The organism is Nocardia sp. NPDC046473 (assembly GCF_040645995.1).
In the GTDB taxonomy this organism is placed as follows: domain Bacteria; phylum Actinomycetota; class Actinomycetes; order Mycobacteriales; family Mycobacteriaceae; genus Nocardia.
Map to the genome: position 1 here is coordinate 440,662 of NZ_JBEYZJ010000005.1, position 20,995 is coordinate 461,656.

Annotated in this window: 19 protein-coding genes; 14 read left to right on the forward strand and 5 right to left on the reverse strand. The window is 66.6% G+C overall.

Going from position 1 to position 20,995, the window contains the following annotated elements:
* The first annotated feature begins 11 nt into the window (after window positions 1-11).
* From ABZ942_RS20005 to alc, 11 genes are all read left to right on the forward strand, one after another.
* A complete protein-coding gene (locus ABZ942_RS20005) occupies window positions 12-2,345 on the forward strand; it encodes a molybdopterin cofactor-binding domain-containing protein (protein ID WP_357383990.1) in 2,334 nt (777 codons plus the stop codon).
* Window positions 2,346-2,574: 229 nt separating this feature from the next.
* Window positions 2,575-4,017, forward strand: a complete 1,443-nt coding sequence (locus ABZ942_RS20010; protein ID WP_357383992.1) for an NCS2 family permease — start codon at window positions 2,575-2,577, stop codon at window positions 4,015-4,017.
* Between the two features lie 14 nt (window positions 4,018-4,031).
* A complete protein-coding gene (locus tag ABZ942_RS20015) occupies window positions 4,032-5,099 on the forward strand; it encodes an XdhC family protein (protein ID WP_357383994.1) in 1,068 nt (355 codons plus the stop codon).
* A gap of 144 nt (window positions 5,100-5,243) precedes the next feature.
* Complete coding sequence (locus tag ABZ942_RS20020) at window positions 5,244-5,624, forward strand: gamma-glutamylcyclotransferase (protein ID WP_357383995.1); 381 nt, start codon at window positions 5,244-5,246, stop codon at window positions 5,622-5,624.
* Window positions 5,621-6,421 carry a TIM barrel protein gene (locus tag ABZ942_RS20025; protein ID WP_357383997.1) on the forward strand — a complete coding sequence of 267 codons (801 nt, stop codon included), beginning with the start codon at window positions 5,621-5,623 and terminating at the stop codon, window positions 6,419-6,421. The genes ABZ942_RS20020 and ABZ942_RS20025 overlap by 4 nt, the downstream gene beginning before the upstream one ends.
* The gene (locus ABZ942_RS20030) at window positions 6,418-7,293 is read left to right on the forward strand and encodes an NAD(P)-binding domain-containing protein (protein ID WP_357383999.1); all 876 of its coding nucleotides are present in this window, start codon (window positions 6,418-6,420) and stop codon (window positions 7,291-7,293) included. The genes ABZ942_RS20025 and ABZ942_RS20030 overlap by 4 nt, the downstream gene beginning before the upstream one ends.
* An 11-nt stretch (window positions 7,294-7,304) precedes the next feature.
* Window positions 7,305-7,442 (forward strand): hypothetical protein, encoded by a 138-nt coding sequence (locus tag ABZ942_RS20035; RefSeq protein ID WP_357384001.1) that lies wholly within the window; start codon window positions 7,305-7,307, stop codon window positions 7,440-7,442.
* Between the two features lie 2 nt (window positions 7,443-7,444).
* Window positions 7,445-9,250: a glyoxylate carboligase gene (gcl, locus tag ABZ942_RS20040; RefSeq protein ID WP_357384003.1), complete on the forward strand. Its 1,806-nt coding sequence runs from the start codon at window positions 7,445-7,447 to the stop codon at window positions 9,248-9,250.
* Window positions 9,247-10,428 (forward strand): glycerate kinase, encoded by a 1,182-nt coding sequence (locus ABZ942_RS20045; RefSeq protein ID WP_357384005.1) that lies wholly within the window; start codon window positions 9,247-9,249, stop codon window positions 10,426-10,428. Before gcl ends, ABZ942_RS20045 begins: the two co-directional genes overlap by 4 nt.
* On the forward strand, window positions 10,421-11,746 hold the full coding sequence (gene allB, locus ABZ942_RS20050) for an allantoinase AllB (protein ID WP_357384007.1): 1,326 nt from the start codon (window positions 10,421-10,423) through the stop codon (window positions 11,744-11,746). Before ABZ942_RS20045 ends, allB begins: the two co-directional genes overlap by 8 nt.
* Entirely contained in the window at window positions 11,739-12,761 is a 1,023-nt protein-coding gene (alc, locus tag ABZ942_RS20055; protein ID WP_357384009.1) for an allantoicase, read from the forward strand. Before allB ends, alc begins: the two co-directional genes overlap by 8 nt.
* Before the next feature lie 26 nt (window positions 12,762-12,787).
* Here alc and ABZ942_RS20060 read toward each other — a convergent pair whose 3' ends face one another.
* Window positions 12,788-14,545: a hypothetical protein gene (locus ABZ942_RS20060; RefSeq protein ID WP_357384012.1), complete on the reverse strand. Its 1,758-nt coding sequence runs from the start codon at window positions 14,543-14,545 to the stop codon at window positions 12,788-12,790.
* A 135-nt stretch (window positions 14,546-14,680) separates the two neighbouring features.
* Between ABZ942_RS20060 and ABZ942_RS20065 the strand changes: the two genes are divergently transcribed.
* Window positions 14,681-15,469, forward strand: coding sequence for a class I SAM-dependent methyltransferase (locus ABZ942_RS20065; RefSeq protein WP_357384014.1), 789 nt, complete (start codon window positions 14,681-14,683; stop codon window positions 15,467-15,469).
* Here ABZ942_RS20065 and ABZ942_RS20070 read toward each other — a convergent pair.
* Genes ABZ942_RS20070 through ABZ942_RS20080 form a run of 3 tightly spaced genes read right to left on the reverse strand, consistent with a single transcriptional unit; the run spans window position 15,415 to window position 18,985 of the window.
* Window positions 15,415-16,593 carry a glycerate kinase gene (locus ABZ942_RS20070; RefSeq protein ID WP_357384016.1) on the reverse strand — a complete coding sequence of 393 codons (1,179 nt, stop codon included), beginning with the start codon at window positions 16,591-16,593 and terminating at the stop codon, window positions 15,415-15,417. The two genes, ABZ942_RS20065 and ABZ942_RS20070, sit on opposite strands and share 55 nt — an antisense overlap.
* Window positions 16,590-17,891 carry a 2-hydroxycarboxylate transporter family protein gene (locus tag ABZ942_RS20075; RefSeq protein ID WP_357384018.1) on the reverse strand — a complete coding sequence of 434 codons (1,302 nt, stop codon included), beginning with the start codon at window positions 17,889-17,891 and terminating at the stop codon, window positions 16,590-16,592. The genes ABZ942_RS20070 and ABZ942_RS20075 overlap by 4 nt, the downstream gene beginning before the upstream one ends.
* The gene (locus ABZ942_RS20080; protein ID WP_357384020.1) at window positions 17,888-18,985 is read right to left on the reverse strand and encodes a tartrate dehydrogenase; all 1,098 of its coding nucleotides are present in this window, start codon (window positions 18,983-18,985) and stop codon (window positions 17,888-17,890) included. Before ABZ942_RS20080 ends, ABZ942_RS20075 begins: the two co-directional genes overlap by 4 nt.
* A gap of 144 nt (window positions 18,986-19,129) precedes the next feature.
* Between ABZ942_RS20080 and ABZ942_RS20085 the strand changes: the two genes are divergently transcribed.
* Window positions 19,130-20,044, forward strand: coding sequence for a LysR family transcriptional regulator (locus ABZ942_RS20085; protein ID WP_357384022.1), 915 nt, complete (start codon window positions 19,130-19,132; stop codon window positions 20,042-20,044).
* A gap of 20 nt (window positions 20,045-20,064) precedes the next feature.
* On the opposite strand, the gene ABZ942_RS20090 is transcribed toward ABZ942_RS20085, so the two are convergent.
* A complete protein-coding gene (locus tag ABZ942_RS20090; protein WP_357384024.1) occupies window positions 20,065-20,496 on the reverse strand; it encodes an SRPBCC family protein in 432 nt (143 codons plus the stop codon).
* A 78-nt stretch (window positions 20,497-20,574) separates the two neighbouring features.
* Here ABZ942_RS20090 and ABZ942_RS20095 point away from each other — a divergent pair, with 78 nt between their 5' ends.
* Window positions 20,575-20,967, forward strand: coding sequence for a hypothetical protein (locus ABZ942_RS20095; protein WP_357384026.1), 393 nt, complete (start codon window positions 20,575-20,577; stop codon window positions 20,965-20,967).
* Window positions 20,968-20,995 lie beyond the last annotated feature (28 nt).

Consider the following 20,995-nt stretch of genomic DNA (forward strand, 5'->3'; position numbering starts at 1 on the left):
GAGGAGAAGCGATGACCACCGCACGCACCACGCGATTCCCCGGTGAAGTCGCCGCACCGGGCAAGGGCGGCATCGGCGAAAGCCCGCTGCGCCCCGACGGCACTCTGAAGGTCAAGGGCGAGTTCGCCTACGCCTCCGATCTGTGGATGGACGGCATGCTGTGGGGCGCCACCCTGCGCAGCCCGCATCCGCGCGCCCGCATTGTCAGTATCGACCTCAGCCAGGCGCTCGCGCTGCCCGGCGTGTACGCCGTGCTCACCCACGAGGACGTGCCCGGCCGCAACGTCTTCGGCCTCGACATGACTTGGGACCAGCCGGTTCTCGCCATCGGCGAGGTCCGCCACCACGGCGAGCCGATCGCGCTCGTCGCCGCGGACCACCCGGAGATCGCGCGGCGCGCGATGGAGGCGATCGTCATCGAATGGGAGGTGTTGACCCCCATCACCGATCCGCTGGCCGTGATCGCCGATCCCGAAGCCAACAAGGTGCAGGAGCGCGGTGGCATCGCCAGGCACCAGCCCGTCCGGGTCGGCGATATCGCGGTCGGCCGGGCCCTGTCCGATGTGGTGGTGACCGGCGAGTACGAGGTCGGCATCCAGGATCAGGCATTTCTCGGCCCCGAGGCGGGCCTGGTCGCGCCGGGGGAGGACGGCGGGCTCGACTTCTACGTCGCGACCCAGTGGATGCACAACGACCTCGATCAGATCGGCCCCTGTCTCGGCTTGTCCGAGGACAAGATTCGGATGACCCTGGCAGGCGTCGGCGGCGCGTTCGGCGGCCGCGAGGACCTGTCGATGCAGATCCACGCAGGCATGCTCGCGCTGTACACCGGCAAGCCGATCAAGATGATCTACAACCGCGAGGAATCCTTCTTCGGGCATGTGCACCGGCACCCGGCGAAGATGCGCTATGAGTACGGCGTGACCAGGGCCGGGAAGATCGTTTTCGCCGAGGTGCAGATCGTGCTCGACGGCGGCGCCTACACCTCGGCGACACTCAACGTCACCGGCAACGCGTCCTCACTCGCGGTGGGCCCGTACGAGATTCCGCACATCAAGATCGACGCGTACGGCGTGTACACGAATAACCCGCCCTGCGGTGCGATGCGTGGATTCGGTGCGGTGCAGGCCTGTTTCGCGCACGAGTCGATGATGGACAAGGTCGCCGAGGCGCTCGAGCTCGACCCGGTCCACGTCCGTCAGGTCAACGCGGTCTCGCAGGGATCGAAGCTGGCCACCGGGCAGGTGGTGCACGCACCGATGCCGATGGCCGAGATGCTCGGTCAGGCCCGCGAAATGCCGCTGCCCGCGGCGCTGGACGCCACCGACATCCGGAACCTGCCCGGTGGGGTCTCGCAAACCACCCACGGCGAGGGCGTCGTGCGTGGCATCGGCTACGGCGTCGGCATCAAGAACATCTGCTTCTCCGAGGGCTTCGACGACTACTCGACCGCCCGGGTGCGGCTGGAAGTGATCGGCGGCGAACCGGTTGCGCTGGTGCACACCGCCGCGGCCGAGGTCGGCCAGGGGCTGGTCACCGTCGAGGCGCAGATCGCGCGCACCGAACTCGGCATCGAGCGGGTCACCATCCACCCGGCCGACAACCAGGTCGGCAGCGCCGGTTCTTCCTCGGCGTCGCGGCAGACCTACATGACCGGCGGCGCGGTGAAAGCCGCGTGCGAGGCGGTGCGGAGGCGCGTACTCGCGCTCGCCCAAGGACGTTTCGGCGCCACCCGCGGACTCCAACTGGTCGGCGGCAAGGTGGTCGCCGACAACGGTGTGGTCTACGCCGCCATCGTCGACCTGCTCGGTGACGAAATTATCGAGGAGACAAGGGAATACCACCACAAGCCGACCACCGGCATGGATCCGGTGACCGGTCAGGGCAACAGTCACACCCAGCTCGCCCTGTGCGTGCACCGGGCCGTGGTGGATGTCGACACCGAGCTCGGCCTGGTCAAGGTCGTCGCCCTGGACGCCGTCCAGGACGTAGGAAAGATCATGAACCGCTTGTCGCTGGAGGGCCAGATCCACGGCGGCTCCACCCAGGGGCTCGGCCTCGCGGTCATGGAGGAAATTCAAGTCCGCGACGGAAAGGTGCTCAACCCGTCGTTCACCGACTACCTGATCCCCACGATTCTCGATACGCCGCCACAGCGGCTGGAGATTCTCGAAAACGCCGACCCGCACGCCCCATACGGGCTGCGCGGCGCCGGAGAGCCACCCACGCTCTCCTCGACACCCGCGATCGTCTCGGCCATTCGGGACGCATGCCGATCCGCAGGTGGAACCGTGCACATCAACCGAGTGCCGGTGCGTCCGGAAGACATCATCCGGAGCAGTTGATCAACAGGGGCTGTGTCTTTTCGTGCCAACGACGAGGTTCGTTCCAGCGGCGGCTCCGTTCCGACGGGGCATCGCTTTGGCGGGGCAGCACTTTCGGAACGGCATCGTTCTCGCGACGGCGGCTTCGTGTCCACGACACAGCACAGACCCCACAACAGCAGAACCGAACCACGCGATCCGGCCGTGACGGCCGGTTCGTAGGTCGGCCATGCCCCGAGGAGGGCACGCCATGACCCAAGTCCAGACCCACTCCTCCGTCCCGGAGCCGGTCACCGGAAGGTCCCCGCTCGACCGATATTTCCGGTTGAGTGCGCGCAAGACCACCATCTCCCGCGAAATACGCGGCGGTATCACCACTTTCGTAGCGATGGCCTACGTTATCCTGCTCGTCCCGCTGATCATCGGCGGGGTCCAGGACATCGACGGCAACAGTCTGAGCATCGCCCAGCTCACCACCGCGACCGCGTTCTCGGCCGGCCTCAGCACCATCCTGATGGGCCTCGTCGGCAACGTGCCGCTCGCGCTGGCCGCCGGCCTCGGTGTCGTTCCGGTGGTCGCCTTCCAGGCGGCCCCGCACATGACCTGGCCGCAGACCATGGGCCTGGTGGTGCTGATGGGCGTGATCATCGTGATCCTGGCCGCGACCGGCCTGCGCACGATGATCATCAACGCCATCCCGCTCTCGCTCAAGAACGCCATCGGCGTCGGGATCGGCATGTTCATCGCGATGATCGGCCTGGTGTCGGCGGGCGTGGTCGGCCATGGCTCGCAGACCGGGCCACCGGTCACGCTCGGCGTCGCCGGTCACCTTTCCGGTTGGCCGGTGGTGATTTTCGCCGTCGGACTGCTGCTCATGCTGGCGCTGTTCATCCGAAAGGTGCCCGGCGCCATCCTGATCAGCATCGCCATCGCCACGGTGCTCGCCATCGCGGTCAACTCGCTGGCGAAGATCGATCCGAAGACGTGGGGTCCGGTCGTTCCGGAGACGCCGAAGGGTTTCTTCGCCGCGCCGGACTTCGGGTTGCTGCTGCACATCGACCTGATCGGCGGATTCGCCAGGGCGGGTGGGCTGGTCGCGGGCGTCGTGCTGTTCACCCTGGTGCTCACCGGGTTCTTCGACGCCATGGGCACCGTGTTCGGGGTGTGTGATGAGGCGGGCCTGCTCGACGAGCGCGGCACCATGCCCGGCCTCGGCAAGGTGCTGACCATCGACGGTGTCGCGCAGGTGATCGGCGGGATCAGCGGCGGCGCGGGCAATACCGTGTACGTCGAGTCCGCGACGGGCGTCGGTGAGGGCGCGCGTACCGGGCTGGCCAGCGTGATGACCGGTGGATTGTTCTGCCTCGCAGTGCTGTTCACCCCGCTCGCGGCCGTGGTGCCGATCCAGGCCGCCGCACCGGCCCTCGTGCTGGTCGGTGCGCTGATGATGACCCAGGCCCGCAAGATCGACTGGGCCGACCTGGAAGTCGCGGTACCCGCCTTCCTGACCATCGTGCTGATGCCGTTCACCTACTCGATCACCAACGGCGTCGGCGCGGGCGTCATCGCGTTCGTGGTGATCAAGGCGGCGCGCGGCAAGTTCAGCGAAATACATTGGCTGATCTGGGTTGTCGGCGTCGTGTTCGCCGGCTACTTCGGCATCACGGCCATCGAACTACTGCTCGGCGGATAGAACGGCGAATAGCAATGCGTGACCTCGCGGCAGAACTCTTGCAATGGCACACGGCGGGCAAGTCCTACGCCGTCGCCACCGTCATCGGCGTCAGCGGCAGCGCGCCGCGGCCACCGGGCGCCGCCCTGGCGGTGGACGCCGAAGGCGTTGTCATCGGCAGCATTTCCGGTGGCTGCGTCGAGGGTGCGGTGTACGAGCTCTGCCGCGAGGCGCTGCGCACCGGGCAGCCGGTGCGCGAAACCTTCGGATACAGCGACGACGACGCCTTCGCCGTCGGACTGACCTGCGGGGGCAAGATCGAGGTGTTCATCCAGCCGATCACCCCCGCCGAGTACGACACGATCGAGGCGCTGCTCCGATCGGCCGAGCCGGTGGCGCTGGTGCGCGACCTGAACACCGGGGCCGCAATGGCTTTGGGGCCGTGGTGGACGCTCGGGGCGACGTTCGACCCGGTCGTGGTGGCCGAGGCCAGGGCGATGCTCGAGGTGGCCGCCACCGGTATCCGCGTCATCGGCTGTGGTGATCGTGAGATCACCATCTTCGTGGAATCCCATGTACCGCCGCCACGCATGATCGTGTTCGGCGCAATAGATTTCGCGGCCGCGGTGACGCGGATCGGCCGGTTTCTCGGCTATCACGTCACCGTGTGCGATGCCCGTCCCGTCTTCGCGACCCAGGCGCGATTTCCCGATGCCCACGAGGTCGTCGTCGAGTGGCCCGACCGCTACCTGGCCCGCACCACCGTCGACTCCCGGACCGTGCTGTGCGTGCTGACCCACGACGCGAAGTTCGATATTCCCTTGCTGGAGAAGGCATTACGTCTGCCCGTCGCTTACGTCGGCGCGATGGGATCGCGCCGCACCCACGACCAGCGGATGGCCAGCCTGCGCGCCGTCGGTCTCTCGGAATCCGAACTGGCCCTGCTGCATTCGCCCATCGGACTCGACCTCGGCGGGCGCACCGCCGAGGAGACTGCGGTCGCCATCGCCGCTGAGATCGTCGCGGTGCGCCGCGGCGGCTCCGCGCAACCGCTCACGACCAGTGACGGCCCTATCCATCGGGATTTGCTTCCGGTCTGGTGAAGCTATTCGGCTGGAGCATCCTACGCTGGAGCATCATACAAAATGCGCTCCGAAATGCTAGAGCAGCTTTGGGTTGATCTCATCTATCCCGATACCGGGTAATCCCTGCATACTTGGTGAAATTCGACACAAAAGGACCCGATTATGCCGTTGATTTTCCTGAACGGTTCCGCCATGCGCGGCGGGCCGCTCAACCATCTGTTGAACGGCGCGCCGTTCGCCGGTGAAGCGAAAACCGCTCCGCGCTACCGATTCTTCTCGGTGGGCGACCGTTTTCCCGGCCTCGACCCGTCGCCGGACGGCGGCTACTCGATCACCGGCGAACTGTTCGACGTGCCACTCGATGTGCTCCGCGAACACCTGCTACCTGCGGAGCCGCCCGAACTGGAGCTCGGCGCGATCGAGCTGGACGACGGCAGGTCGGTCCTGTCGATGGTGTTGCGCCGGCCGCCCACGTCGTACCCGGAGCTGATCGACATCACCCGCATCGGCAGCTGGAAGAAATATCGCGAAGGAGCTGAGTGAAGCATTACGCAGGGGAGTCCGGTCTCCCGAAATTCGACGTCAATTGCTCTATTCTTTTCACCGACCTGCCACTGCTGCAGCGTCCGGCCGCCGCCAAGGCCGCCGGTTTCGACGCGGTCGAATTCTGGTGGCCCTTCGGCGAAGACGCCACACCGGCGGATAATGAGATCGACGCATTTGTTCGCGCGATCGACGACGCCGGTGTGCAGTTGGTCGGCCTGAATTTCATCGATCTCATTCCGGTGGGACGCGGCCTGGTCTCCGTCCCCGGCGAGATCACCAGGTTCCGCGACAACATCGAAGTGGCCGTCGGGATCGCCGAACGCACCGGCTGCCGCGCGCTGAATGCCCTCTACGGCAACCGCATCGCGGGCGAGGATCCGGCGAAGCAGGACGAGCTCGCGCTGGAGAACCTGCGCCTGGCCGCCCGCGCCGCCGCTCGGATCGACGCCACGGTGCTCGTCGAAGCGCTGAATGCCCATGAGTCGCCGCACTATCCGATCGTCAGCGCCGAGCATGCCGTCCGTGTGATCGAGCAGACCGGTGAGCCGAACGTGCGCTTCCTCTGCGACCTCTACCACCTGGCCCGGATGGACGAGAACCTGATCCAGGTGATCAAGACCTACGCCCAGCACATCGGCCACGTACAGATCGCCGACGATCCCGGCCGCGGCCGACCGGGCACCGGCGAACTCGACTTCGCCACGCTCTTCGAAACCCTCAGCGCCGCAGGCTACGACGGCTGGATCGGCCTCGAATACAAAGACCCTGAGCTTGATTGGAAGTGGATGAGATGAGCAAGATCGGTTTTATCGGCCTCGGGATCATGGGCAGCCCGATGGCGGGACACCTGGTCAAGGCCGGACACGAAGTAACCGGCTACGACATCGGCCCCAAGGGCCTGGAAAAGCTCAAGGAGGCAGGCGGTTCCGCCGCCGCCAGTGTCGCGGAGGCGGTCCGGGACAAGGACATCGTCATCACGATGCTGCCCCAGGACGAGCAGATCGAGCAGGTCTTCCCCGACATCCTGCAGAACACCGTCCCCGGCACCCTCTACATCGACTTTTCCACGATCACCCCGAAGACGGCCAAGTGGACCGCGGAGCAGGGCAAGAAGAACGATCTCCGGGTGCTCGACGCGCCGGTGAGCGGCGGTGAGAACGGGGCGATCAACGCGGCCCTGTCGATCATGGTCGGCGGTTCCGAGGCCGATTTCGCGGCCGCGACACCGATTTTCCAGACGGTGGGCAAGACCTTCGCGCTGGTTGGTGGCAGCGGTGCGGGCCAGTGCGTCAAGGCAGCCAACCAGCTCGTCGTCGGCGGTACCTACGCTCTTGTCGCCGAGGCGATCCTGCTGATGGAGAACCTGGGCGCGGACGCGGCCAAGGGACTGGACGTGTTGGCCGGCGGGCTCGCGGGCAGCAAGATCCTCGAGCTCAAGCGCGAGACCATGCTGGCCCGCAACTTCGTGCCCGGCTTCCGGATCGACCTGCACCACAAGGACATGGGCATCATCCTGCAGGCCGCCCGCGAGGCCGAGGTGTCCATCCCGATGGGCGCGCTCACCGCGCAGCTGATCGCGGCGGGCCGGGCGATGGGCTACGGCTCGCTGGACCACTCCGGTCTGCTGCTGGTCGCCGAGGCGCTGTCCGGCCGGGTCGAGGCATGAGGATGCCCGCCGTGGCGCAGGTGCTCGCGCGCCACGAGGAATGCGGCGTTCGGCTGCCCGACGGCTGGGTGCGCAGCGACAAACCTGCCGACAGTGCGGTGCCGCACGCGATGCAATCGTGCAGCACGCGCCAGAACAAGGAGCGTTGAGCATGGCACGGATGCGTACCGTTGACGCGGCGGTGTTGATTCTCGAAAAAGAGGGCGCGACACAGGCGTTCGGTCTGCCGGGTGCGGCGATCAATCCGTTCTACAGTGCGATGCGCGCGCATGGCGGGATCAAGCATGTGCTGGCTCGTCATGTCGAGGCGGCGTCACATATGGCTGAGGGTTATACCCGTGCCACTGCGGGGAACATCGGTGTCTGCATCGGAACCTCCGGTCCGGCAGGTACCGACATGATCACTGGGTTGTATTCGGCGAGTGCGGATTCGATTCCGATCTTGTGTATCACTGGTCAGGCGCCGGTGGCCAAGTTGCACAAGGAGGATTTCCAGGCTGTCGATATCGCCTCGATCGCTGGGCCGGTGGCCAAGTGGGCGGTGACTGTGCTGGAGCCCGCGCAGGTGCCGGGTACGTTTCAGAAGGCGTTCCGGTTGATGCGTGAGGGTCGGCCGGGGCCGGTGTTGATCGATCTGCCGATCGATGTGCAGCTGGCCGAGATCGAGTTCGACATCGACACTTACGAGCCGCTGGTGGTGCATCGCCCGGCCGCGACCAGGGCGCAGGCCGAGAAGGCCGTCGCGATGCTGAATGCGGCCGAGCGTCCGTTGCTGGTCGCTGGTGGCGGCATCGTGAATGCCGACGCGGCCGAGCTGCTCGTCGAATTCGCTGAACTGACCGGTGTTCCGGTGGTGCCGACGTTGATGGGCTGGGGCACGATCCCCGACGATCATAAGCTGCACGCGGGCATGGTCGGCCTGCAGACCTCGCACCGCTACGGCAACGCGACGATGCTCGAATCCGATTTCGTCCTCGGTATCGGTAACAGGTGGGCCAACCGGCATACCGGTGGTGTCGAGACCTACACCAAGGACCGCACTTTCGTGCACGTCGATATCGAGCCGACGCAGATCGGTCGTGTCTTCGCTCCTGATTTCGGTATCACTTCCGATGCCGGTGCGGCGTTGAAGGTGTTCGTCGAGGTTGCCCGTGAGCTCGCGGCGAAGGGTGAGTTGCGCGACCGTTCAGATTGGGCCGGGCAGGTGCGTGCCCGAAAGCAACTGGGCCAGCGCAAGACTCACTTCGACAACGTCCCGATCAAACCCCAGCGGGTCTATGAGGAAATGAACAGGGCGTTCGGACCCGACATCCGCTACGTCAGCACCATCGGCCTCTCCCAGATCCAGGCGTCGCAACTGCTGCACGTCTACAAGCCACGCCATTGGATCAACGCGGGCCAGGCCGGACCGCTTGGCTGGACCCTGCCCGCCGCGCTGGGTGTAGCAACCGCCGTCCCCGACGCCACCGTGGTCGCCCTGTCCGGTGACTACGACTTCCAGTTCCTCATCGAGGAATTGGCCGTCGGCGCACAGTTCAACATCCCCTACATCCACGTCCTCGTGAACAACTCCTACCTGGGCCTGATCCGTCAGGCGCAGCGGAACTTCTCGATGGACTATTACGTCCAGCTCGACTTCGACAACATCAACAGCCCTGAGGTCGCAGGCTACGGTGTGGACCACGTCAAGGTCGCGGAAGGGCTGGGCTGCAAGGCGATCCGCGTCTTCGAACCCGAACACATCGGCCAGGCACTGGAAGACGCCAAGAAGTTGATGGCCGAGCATCGGGTGCCGGTGGTCGTCGAGTGCATCCTCGAGCGCGTCACCAACGTGTCCATGGGTTTGGAGATCGACAATATCGTCGAATTCGAAGAGCTGGCGCTGTCCGCCGCGGACGCGCCCACCGCCACCGTCGCCATCGAGCCGGAGCCGGAACCGGTCGGAGGCGGCAGGTGAGCGGGCCGGACGCTCCGCTCTCGAGACAAGTGCGCGGCGGGTGGCGTGATGGCCATTGCGTCGTCGCCCCCGACAAGTTCAAGGGGTCGCTGACCGCGCCTCAGGTCGCCGCGCACCTCGCCACCGGACTCCGCCGGGTCCGCCCGGATATCCCCGTCGTCACCATGCCGGTGGCCGACGGGGGCGACGGCACGGTCGACGCCGTCGTGGAGTCGGGCTTCGTCCGCTTCCAGACGAGCGCCGCCGGTCCGCTGGGGTTACCGGTGGCCGCCTCGTTCGCGATGAGGGGCGAGGCGGCGGTGATCGAGCTGGCGGAAGCGTCCGGCCTGCGTCGGCTGCCGGTGCGGCCGACCTGCCAAACCGCCATGACGGCAACCAGTTACGGCACCGGCGAGCTGATCCGGGCGGCCGCCACACGCGGTGCCCGCAGCGTAGTGCTCGGGCTGGGCGGCAGCGCCTGCACGGACGGGGGAGTGGGCATGATGTCCGCGCTCGGCGTCCGGTTCCTCGACGAGCACGGACTGGAGCTGCCGCGCGGCGGCGCGGCACTGACCCGGTTGGCCCGCATCGATGCCAGCGAGATGCTGCAGGTACCGGTGATCGTGGCCTCCGACGTGGACAACCCGCTGTTCGGACCACGCGGCGCCGCACAGGTTTACGGCCCGCAGAAGGGCGCGCGGCCCGGCGATATCGACGAACTGGAATGGGGCCTGGCACGTTTGGCCTCGATCGTCGAACGCGACCTCGGTGCCGACGTAGCAGACCGGCCCGGCGCCGGTGCCGCAGGCGGAGTCGGCTACGCCGCGCTCGCGTTTCTCGGCGCGACCGTGCGGCCGGGCATCGAGATCATCCTGGAACTGATGTCCTTCGCCGAGCAGATCGAGGGCGCGCGGCTGGTGATCACCGGCGAGGGCTCGCTCGACTCGCAGACCCTGCACGGCAAAGCGCCGGTCGGGGTCGCTCAGGCCGCGGCGGGCGTCAGCGTGCCGGTCGTCGCGGTGGCCGGGCAACGCTCGCTCACCGACGAGCAGCTGCGCCGCGCGCACATCGAGCACGCGTACGCGCTGACCGACCTCGAGCCCGACCCCGAGGTCTGCATGGCGCAGGCAGGACCCCTGTTGGAACGGCTCGCCGGTGAGATCGCCGGCGCCTGGCTGGGAGCGAGTGCTCATGCATGATCTGGTAATCCGGTCCCGGCGGGTTGCCCTGCCGGAGGGCGTCCGCGCGGCCTCGATTGCGGTGCGGGACGGGAAGATTGCCGCGTTGGCAGAGTACGACGCTGTGCTTCCCGCAGCGGCGACCACCGATCTGGCCGACCTCGTCGTGCTGCCGGGCCTGGTGGATTCGCACGTGCACGTCAACGAGCCGGGGCGAACCGAGTGGGAGGGTTTCGCCACGGCAACTAAGGCCGCCGCCGCGGGCGGGGTGACGACGATCGTCGACATGCCGCTCAACTCGCTGCCGCCGACGGTCACCGTGCCCCATCTGGCGACGAAACAGACTGTGGCGCAAGGGCAGTGCCACGTCGACGTCGCCTTCTGGGGCGGCGCGATTCCCGGCAACCTGTCGTCGCTGCGGCCGCTGCACGAGGCAGGTGTGGTCGGCTTCAAATGCTTCCTCTCCCCGTCCGGCGTGGAGGAATTCCCGCCGCTCGGGCTCGGTGAGGTGGAGCGGGTGATGCGCGAGCTCGCCGAGTTCGACGGGCTGCTCGTCGTACACGCCGAAGATCCGGTGCGCCTGCACGATCCGGTCGACGGGTCGTATCGCGCGTTCCTGGATTCGCGCCCGGGCGCGGCGGAAAAGGCTGCGGTGCAAGAGGTTATCGCGCTCGCCGAACTGACCGGCGTGCGCGCGCACATCCTGCACGTCTCGGCGGCCGCCTGCCTCGAACCGCTCGCCGCGGCGCAGGCGCGTGGCGTCCGGATCACCGCGGAGACCTGCCCGCACTATCTGACCCTCTCGGCCGCCGAGGCATCGTCCACCGCGTTCAAGTGCTGCCCGCCGATCCGTGACGCGGGCAACCAGGACGCGCTGTGGCAGGGCCTGGCCGACGGCGTGCTGTCGTGCGTGGTCTCCGACCATTCGCCGTGCACGCCGGACCTGAAAGAGGGTGACTTCGCGACCGCGTGGGGCGGCATTTCGTCGCTGCAGATCGGTTTGCCCGCCGTGTGGACCTCGGCCGCCGAGCGTGGTTTCCGGCTGACCGATGTCGTTCGGTGGATGGCCGCCGCGCCCGCCGAGCTGGCCGGTTTGTCGCACAAGGGCCGGATCGCGGTCGGCTGCGACGCCGACCTGGTCGCCTTCGACCCGTGGGCGTCGATCACCGTCGATCCCGGCGCCTTGGCGCACAAGAACCCGATCACCCCGTACGGCGGCCGCGAACTCCGCGGCCTGGTCCACGCCACCTGGCTGCGCGGCCGCGTCGCCGGTAACGGCCGCCCGCCCGCGGGCAGCCTTATCTCCTTGCACCACAACCGGATAGGGAACAATGTCTGACTTCACCAGCCTGCCGGACCTGGCGCTGCGCACCAACCGTGCCGGTGTGATCGCCGCCAGCGACGAATCGTTCGAGGAACGCGAAAACCTCATCAACCCTTGGCAACCCCGCTTCGCCGAGCACACTTTCGGACCCAAGGGTCAGGAGTACGACGGCTGGGAGACCCGCCGCCACCGCGGCCCCGGCCACGACTGGGCCATCATCCGGCTCGGCATGCCCGGCGTGATCCGCGGCGTCGTCATCGACACCGCCTGGTTCAAGGGCAACTACCCGCCGTTCACCTCGGTCGAGGCCTGCCGTGTGCCCGGCTATCCGGCACCGGCCCAACTGGATTCGGCCGAATGGGTGGAGATCGTGCCGCGCAGCGCGCTGGGCGGCGACGCGACACACGAGCTGCCGGTCGCCGACGACCGCATCTTCACGCACGTCCGTCTGAACATCTACCCGGACGGCGGCGTCGCCCGCCTGCGCGTGCACGGTGAGGTGGTACCGGACCCGACGCTGCTCTGCGGCCTCACCGTCGATCTCGCCGCCCTCGAAAACGGCGCCCGCACGGTGGCCTGCTCCAACATGTTCTACTCGGCCCCCGACAATATGCTCTCGCCGGGTCTGGCCCGCAACCAGGCCGAGGGTTGGGAGACCGCGCGCCGCCGCGACAGCGGAAACGACTGGGCTGTCGTCGAACTCGCCGCCCAGGGCGTCCCGGCATTGGTCGAACTCGACACCACCAACCTGCTGTTCAACGCCCCCGGCGAGACCCGCATCCTCGCCATCGATCACCAAGGCCCCGAACCACTTCCGCCCACCGACGACGCTGCCTGGTTCGAATTGCTGCCCAGGACAACGCTGCAACCCGACACGCCCCATCGGTTCCGGCTCGCCCCCACCGGCCGTCCCGCGACGCACGTCCGCGTCGACATCTTCCCGGACGGCGGCATCGCCCGCCTGCGTGTGCTCGGCTCACTCACCGCCGAGGCCGAACGAGACCTGACCTCTCGCTGGCTCGGAGCCTGAGCTTCATCTGTCAACTATCTCGCGCGCTACAACGTCACGCGGAACGCGGTCGATCCCGGTAAGACGAACGCTCGTCCGGTAACCACGTCGGCGCTGACGACGGCGGGTCCTGCCGCGGGCAGCTGGACGCTCGGTTCGATCCGCTGGATATCCGATCGCGGATCGACACCGGGCATCACATGGGTCAGCACCAAGCCGTCCTCGGTCAGCTGGAACACGCCCGCCGTCGTCACGTAGTAGATCGTTTTGCCTTGCCGCAGTGCCCGTTTGCCGTTGAACGTGATCTCCTGGACGTGGGCGGTGAGCTTGCGGGGGCCGCCGGTGTCGAGGCGGACTTTTCCTTCCTCGGTGACGGTATCGCGGCCTCGGCTCCACGTTCCGACGAAGATCAGCACCTGCGCACCCGCGGTGATGTCGATGAAGCCGCCCGGGCCGATCGAATGCAATACACCCGGTCCGGTTCGCGACACGTTGACGTTGCCGTCGCGGTCGAATTCGAGCATGCCGAGGCAGGTGACAGCGAGCTCCTCCGCGTACTTGTGGAACATCCAGGCCGAGCTGTTGATGGATTCGGGCGATAGCGCCACCCCGAAGAACCCACCTTGCACCGGAGTACCGCCGAGCACTCCGCTCTCGGTGGAGAAATGGATCTGCTTGCCGAGTTCGCTGTGCGACACGATGCGGGCGACCTCTTCGGGCAATCCGACACCGATGTTGACGAGATCGTCCGGGCGCACCTGTTGCGCCAGCATCTTCGCCGCCAGCCTCGCGACGGCGCGGTCGGCGTCGTTACGGTCGGGCGCGACCCGCATGACCCTGTCCAGGATATCGATCCTTGCCAGCATGCGGTCTTCGTCGACGGTAGCTCCGGGTAGAAAAGCGTCCCACTGCGCGGTCTGGCGGACTGACGCCGTCTGCTCGGCGTACCGGGCGACCACGATCGCATCGATCATGTGTGCCGGAATAGCCGGTGTGGCAGGCGTTTTCGCTTCATCGAGGATGCCTGCCACCATCAGGATGACGGTGCCGCCGTTCGCGCGAGCGGCGAGCGCCGCATCGTGCATTTCGGTGACACAGGTGGCACCTTCGAAATAGACGTTCCCGGTCGAATCCGCCCACGGTGCGAAGAAGAGCGCCACGTCGATGGGCGGCAGCCGATATTCCAGCGAATCGCCGCTCGGCACCGCGAAGCCGGGGCCGGGGTCGGCGCACAGCTGGGATCCGGTGCCCACTCTGGTGTCCATGAACGTACCCACGCCGACGGTGGAGCGCAGCGTGCGAGATCCTCGTGCTTGGGCCTCGATCAGGAACGTGAGCACCCCCTGGGGGAGCACGTGCATGTCCATGGCCGCACTATCGGCGAGCCGCCGCAGCGCGGGCATCGTCTCGGTATGGCCGGTGATGACCGTCGCGAGCAGCCCGGGCTGCGCGAGGTCGTCCAGCGTTCCGGGCAGTCGTCCACGGCCGCCGGCGCCGCCGCAATGAATCCAGGTGAGACCGTGTGGGTGCCGCTGTTCGCGAAACCGGTCGCGCAGCGCGAAGTACAGCGTCGAGGCCCTGCCGTGGGCGCCGAGCCCGGCACCGACAACGACGGCGTCGTCAGGGATCATCCTGGCCGCCGTCCGCGCGGAAACGAAGATCGGCGCCGCACCGGCGGGCCGGAAGTCGGGGTTGTATCGCTTCCAGGTGAGTATCCATCTGGTCAGCCGAACGATGACCCACAGCCAATCGGCGGCCGCGGTCAGGCGTAATCGTTGAACGAGCGTTGCGGTGTCGGTTCTCACCTGTCTGATCGTTCCCCGCGACCAGGCGGTCGGTAATGGCCCTAATGCCCTGATACCTCAGGCCTAACGGCTGTGCCTGTACCCGGGCGGATGCCACCGATAGCGGGGGCAGCAGACGGTGCACCGCTCGCGGTAGTGTCCGATCATGACGATCGGTACCGCCCGCAGTGCGCCTCGATGACCGTCTATGACGCTACGGGGCGGACGTATGTGCTGACCCGGCAACCGGACCCGCGCATCGCCGTCACGATCGACGCTGCGCTGCGTGGCATGGACACCGTGGTCAATATCGGCGCGGGCACCGGTTCTTACGAGCCGAGCCGGACGGTGCTCGCGGTGGAACCCAGTCAGGTGATGGTCGCGCAACGACCGGCAGGCGCGGCTCCCGCGGTTCGCGCGACCGCCGAACGGCTCCCGGTGCGCACCGGCTCGGTGGACGCGGCGCTCGCCGTGCTGACCATTCATCACTGGACCGACCTCGAGCGTGGCATCGCGGAGATGATGCGAGTTGCCCGCCGCCGCATCGCGATTCTCACCTGGGACCACGCGGTGTTCCGGCAGTTCTGGTTGGTTCGTGACTATCTACCGGCGGCGGCGGAGACGGACGCGAAACTTGCCGTCTCACTCGACGGCCTCACGGCATTGTTGAAAGATCCAGTGGTTCAGCCGATCCCGGTCCCGCACGATTGTCGGGACGGCTTCGGGGGCGCCTATTGGCGCAGGCCCGAAGCGTATCTCGACGAAACAGTCCAAGCGGGCATGTCGATGCTGGCCCTCACTCCGAAACCGCTACTGCAAGAGGGATTGTCGCGGTTGCGGGAGGATCTGGCGACCGGCGCATGGCACACCCGCTACGCCGGCCTGCTCGATCAGTCGCACCTGGACCTCGGATATCGGCTTGTCACAGCAGACTTGCCGAGTTGATCACCGGTCGACTCCAGTAATCGCGAGTGCCCGATCCGGCGGCCGATCCGCACGAGCAAGTCGGCGGTCAGCGAAGGATCGCGCGCAGTGTCCCGATCGGTGTAGTCGGCAAGTGCGTACACCTCGGCAAAACCTGTTCGGCTCCACCGGTTTCGAGGGAGCTCGGTGCGGCCCGTGACGGCAATGACGGGAACGGGCTTGGCACGCCGGGCGACGGCAGCGGGTAGCTTGCCCTGCTCGGTTTGCGCATCGAGACTGCCCTCGCCGGTGATGACCAGATCCGCCGCCGCGCAATGTCGATCGAAGTCGAGTAGGTCGAGGAAGAACTCCGCCCCGGAGCTCATGCGAGCGCCGAGCAGCATGGCGGCGAATCCGAGCCCGCCCGCGCTGCCCGCACCGGGCGTCATTGCCAGGCGTTCCGCCTCGGGAAAACCGTTGCAGGACAACATCTCCACCAGGTGTCGGAGCCCTCGATCAAGTAGGTGCACGTCTACTGGATCGGCTCCCTTCTGCGGCCCGTACACGGCAGCAGCGCCTTCGGGCCCGGTCAGCGGGTTGGTGACATCGGAGGCAACAACGAGATCGACCGGCGGCAGGCGCACGGCCGCAGCGGCATCGACCGCCGCGATCCGGAGCAACGCCCGACCACTCGGCGGCAAAACCCGCCCGGCGTCATCAGTGAACCGAAATCCGAAGCCGGTCAGCAGCCCCATGCCCCCATCGGTACTCGCACTACCCCCGAGAGCCAGCACCACCCGGCCCGGCGACAACAGCAGCGCTTGCCGAACAGCCTGTCCCAGACCGAGACTCGACGCGTCGAGCGGCTCCTTCCGGCCGCCGGGCAGGGTGGCCAACCCACAGGTATTCGCGACCTCGACGATGACGGTGTCGCCGCACACCGCCATCCGCCCGCGCCACGGCGTTCCCATGGCCCCCGCGACGGTGCACGACCGAGCCGTGAACCCGGCCGCAACGGCGGCATCGACACTGCCGTCACCACCATCGGCAAGTGGCAGTTGCCTGCTCTCGACACCGGCTCCGGCCAGCCCCTGGGCCAGCCTGACCGCGACCTCGGCCGCAGTCAGGCTCCCCTTGAACTTGTCGGGCGCGACCAAGACCCTCATCCTTCGAGCACCCTGATCAACGCCGCCGCCGAAATAACCGTGGTCACTCCGCCGATCCGAGTCGAGATCTGCGCGAACGGCATCAGATTCATCCGATTCGACGCCGAAAGGATTGCCACATCACCGGTTCCGCCGAGCCCGCTGTGACACACCGTCACCAACGCCGCGTCGACCGGATACATCCCGATGGCCCGCCCCACCCAGAATCCGGTGGCGGCCATCGCGATCACGACGGCGATGCAGGCGGCCACGTACCCCACCGAGATCACGCCCATGATGTTCTTCAACGGCAGATACAACATCCCGAGCCCGATCATCGTCGGATAGATGAAGTACCGGGAGATGACCGTGTAGATCCCGCGCACGCTGTCCTCGACGTCGGCGGGGAAGACACCGAACAGCTTGCAGACCACCGACATGATGATCACGAGCACCGGCGCAGGCAGGTGCACGAACCGTTCCAGCAACGTGGCCAGCACGAACAGTCCGCAGATGAGCAGAATGCCCAGCGCGTGGTTTCGACTGGGCGCGGCGGTGTCCGGCAGCGGCGCAGTCGGCGTGATGTCCGGTGCCGCCACCTTCACCAACTGGCCCCCACCGTCCAGCTGCGGCCGACGGTCACCCAGCCTCCGTAAAAGTCCCGCGAGGATGACCGCCGCGATATTTCCGATGATTGCCGCCGGAATCAGTTCCGCCACATAACTTCCCGAGTCCCCACCCAACGCCGACGCATACGCCGAGGACAACGGAATGACGCCCTCGCCGATGCCGCCACCGATGATCGGCACCACGATGTAGAACAACGCCCGATGAAACCCGTACCCGAACACCATCGCGACACCGATCCCCACCGACACCGCGACAACCGTGCCGAGTACCAGCGGTGGAAAGATGCGGATCAGCCCGCCGACCATCACCTTCCGGCTCATCCCGAGGATGCTGCCCACCACCAGTGTGCTGATGACGAAGTAGAGGAAGTTCGCCTCCTTCATCAAGGCGTTCACCGCGGCCAACGTGTTCGCGTTGAACACCCCGAAATACACCAGCACCGACGGCACCATCAGGCAGATCAGCGCGCCACCGCCGATCTTCGAGATGACCGGCAGGCGATTGCCCAACGGCCCGAGCAACATCCCGAGCCCGACGATCACGGCGAGCCCGCCGATCATGTTCTTCGGTATCGAGTCGAAGACGCCCGCCGCGAGCACCCCCGCGGTGAGGATGATCGGCACGATCAGCGGAATACCGTCCAGCGTCGGCAGCGTGCACGACCGCGCGGTCTTGGCCTGCACACTCATGACCGGGCCATCGATGTCGCGGATTCGAGCCGCGCCCGCACCTGTCCGCCAACGGATTCCGTCGTCTCGGCCCCGCCCATGTCCGGCGTCAGCCCCGACTTCCCCTGGGAGAGCACCGTTTCGACGGCCGCCAGCACCGCATCGGCGGCGGCCTGCTCGCCGAGATGCTCCAGCATCATCGCCCCGCTCCAGATCTGGCCGATCGGATTGGCGATACCCTTTCCGGCGATGTCGGGAGCGGACCCGTGCACCGGCTCGAAAAGACTCGGAAACAGCCGCTCCGGGTTGATGTTTCCACTCGGCGCGATGCCGATGGTTCCGGTGCAGGCGGGCCCGAGGTCGGAAAGAATATCGCCGAACAGATTACTCGCGACGACCACGTCGAACCAGTCCGGATGCAACACGAAATTGGCCGTCAGAATATCGATGTGGTACTTGTCCACCTCGATATCGGGATAGTCCTTCGCCATCGCCGCAACGCGTTCGTCCCAATAGGGCATCGTGATGGAAATGCCATTGCTCTTGGTCGCCGACGTGAGATGCCGATTCGGCCGCCGCTGCGCGAGTTCGAACGCGTACTTCAGGATTCGGTCGACGCCGGTCCTGGTCATCACCGTCTCCTGGAGCACCGTCTCGCGCTCGGTGCCCTCGAAGATCTTGCCGCCGATGCTCGAGTACTCGCCCTCGGTGTTCTCCCTGACCACATAGAAGTCGACCTCGCCGGGCTGCCGACCGGCCAGCGGGCTGGTGATGCCGCGCAGCAGCCGGACCGGCCGCAGGCTCACGTACTGGTCGAAGTGCCGACGGAACTGCAACAGGCTGCCCCACAGCGAAACGTGGTCCGGCACCACCTCGGGCCAGCCGACCGCGCCGAAGTAGATCGCGTCGAAACCGGCCAGCTCGTCGAACCACCGGTCCGGCAGCATTTGCCCGGTCGCGGTGTAATACTCCACGCTCGCGAAGTCGAACTCGGTGAAATCGAGGGTGAAGTCGAATGCCGCCGCCGCGGCGGCCAGCACGCGAACTCCCTGTGGCACGACTTCTTTGCCGATGCCGTCTCCTGGAATGACGGCAATACGGTGCGTTGAACCCATCGTCGCGTTCTCCGATCTCCTCGATAGCGGCCCCGGAATCCGTTGTTGTGGGGCCGATCACAACGGTAGGCTCGGATATTCCGCCGCAAAAGCACGGAACGAGAAAGAGACTCTTTCCCGAATCGAAAAGACGAGGAGGTCGGCGTGCCCGGTGCGTCCACCGACGATGTCACGTTCTTCGACATCGTCGCCCGTTCGCGCAGCCTGACCGAAGCCGCGCGCGAATTCGGCGTCTCGGTGTCCTCGGTGAGCAAGCGGCTCGCGCAGATGGAGGCCAGGCTCGGCGTGCTACTCGTGCAACGCAGCACGCGCAGGCTGACGTTGACACCGGAGGGGGAGCGCTACGCGGCAGGCGCTTCGGTGATCGCCGCGCAACTGGCGGAGCTGGAGGACTCGATCGCCGAGCAGCGCCACGAACTGCGCGGCCGAGTCCATGTCCGATCGACCATCGGCCTCGGCCGGGCTCACATCGCGCCGCTGGTCGCCGAATTCGTCGAGCGAAACCCGCGAGTGCAGGTGGATCTGGAGCTCTCGTCGCTGCCGCTGAATATCGCGGGCACCGGTTTCGACATCGACATCAGGGTCGGCGCCCTCCCGGATTCGCGCTTGACCGCGACCCGGCTGTGGGTCAATCGCCGGGTGCTGTGCGCGTCACCGGAGTACCTGCGGCGCAATGGAACACCCGCGAATCTCAAGGAACTCGAACAACACAGCTGCATCATCCTGCGCGAGAACGAATCCGACTACGCGCTGTGGCGGTTCGACAGCGGCGACAAGGAGATCTCGATCCGGGTGGCGGGCAACCTGATCAGCAACGACGGCGACGTGATCACCCAATGGTGTGTGGCCGGAAGGGGTCTGGTGATGCGGTCGCTCTGGCACGTCGAGCCGCTGCTGCGCGACGGCTCGCTCGTCCAGGTACTGCCCGACATCCAGACCCCCAGCGCCGACATCGCCGCGGTCTACGCCGCGGCCGCCCCGCTACCGCGCCGGACCCGCGCCGTCATCGACCATCTGAAGGCCGGGCTCGGCCGCCGCATCACCGCCGCGGCACGGTAGTACTTGCCGCACAGCCTGATTCAGGCATACAGCTCGACGAACTTGGCCAGCGAACGCTCGATGTCGCCCTTGACCGCCCGCGCCACCCCGGCACCGATCGGCCCGAACAGCGGCCTGCCGCCGAGCTCGATATCGACGGTCACCTCCGAGCCGGCGCCCTTCGACGCCACCAGCAATTCGAGACCGAGCTTGGTGCCACCCTTGCCTGCGCCGGTCAGCAACAGCCGCCTCGGTGCCTCGGCGGCCTTCACCGTCCACGTCACCCGGTTCCGCAAACCCTTCACCGAGGCGACACCGACCAACTGGGTGCCGACCGTCAGCTGCTCGGGCACCTCGCTGCGCCACGCCTCGTGCATCGTCAGCCACTTGTCGAGATCGGCCAGATTGGACGTATGCGACCACGCGTCCTCGGGCGAGATCGGCACATCGACGGAGACCTTCAGCTTTGCCATGGCGGCATAGTATCCGGTACCCGCGGTTCCTCGTAGTTGGTGCCGAAATGCGAAGGTCTGCCCCTTCAGTTCGGCTTCATGATCGGTCCAGACCCGTCCGACCAGGTGCGGTCCGGCGACATCCGGGCAATCTTCACCAGAGTGGCGTTGTTGTCGGGCCTCGCGACACTGTCTGAGAACAAACTGGACGTTCCAGCAAACTTCTGGTCGCGACTGTGGCCGAATACCCTGTTCTCCCACCCGCTTCGGATAGGCGCGGTTGACAGCATGCGTGGGATACGCGGTGCCGCCGATAAATCGGATGATGTGTCCTCTATCGCAACACTGGAAAGACCGCTGGTCATCGCGTGGCAAGCGGTCGTGATCAGCAGTGGCGCAGCATTATTGCGCATGTTGCGGCAGTCGGCATCTGTTGTCTGCAAACGCAATCATGTGAGTGGATCTGAAGAGAACTGGTTGCATAGCTGCTAATGTCGGGACGTCGGGTTCTGGTAACTGT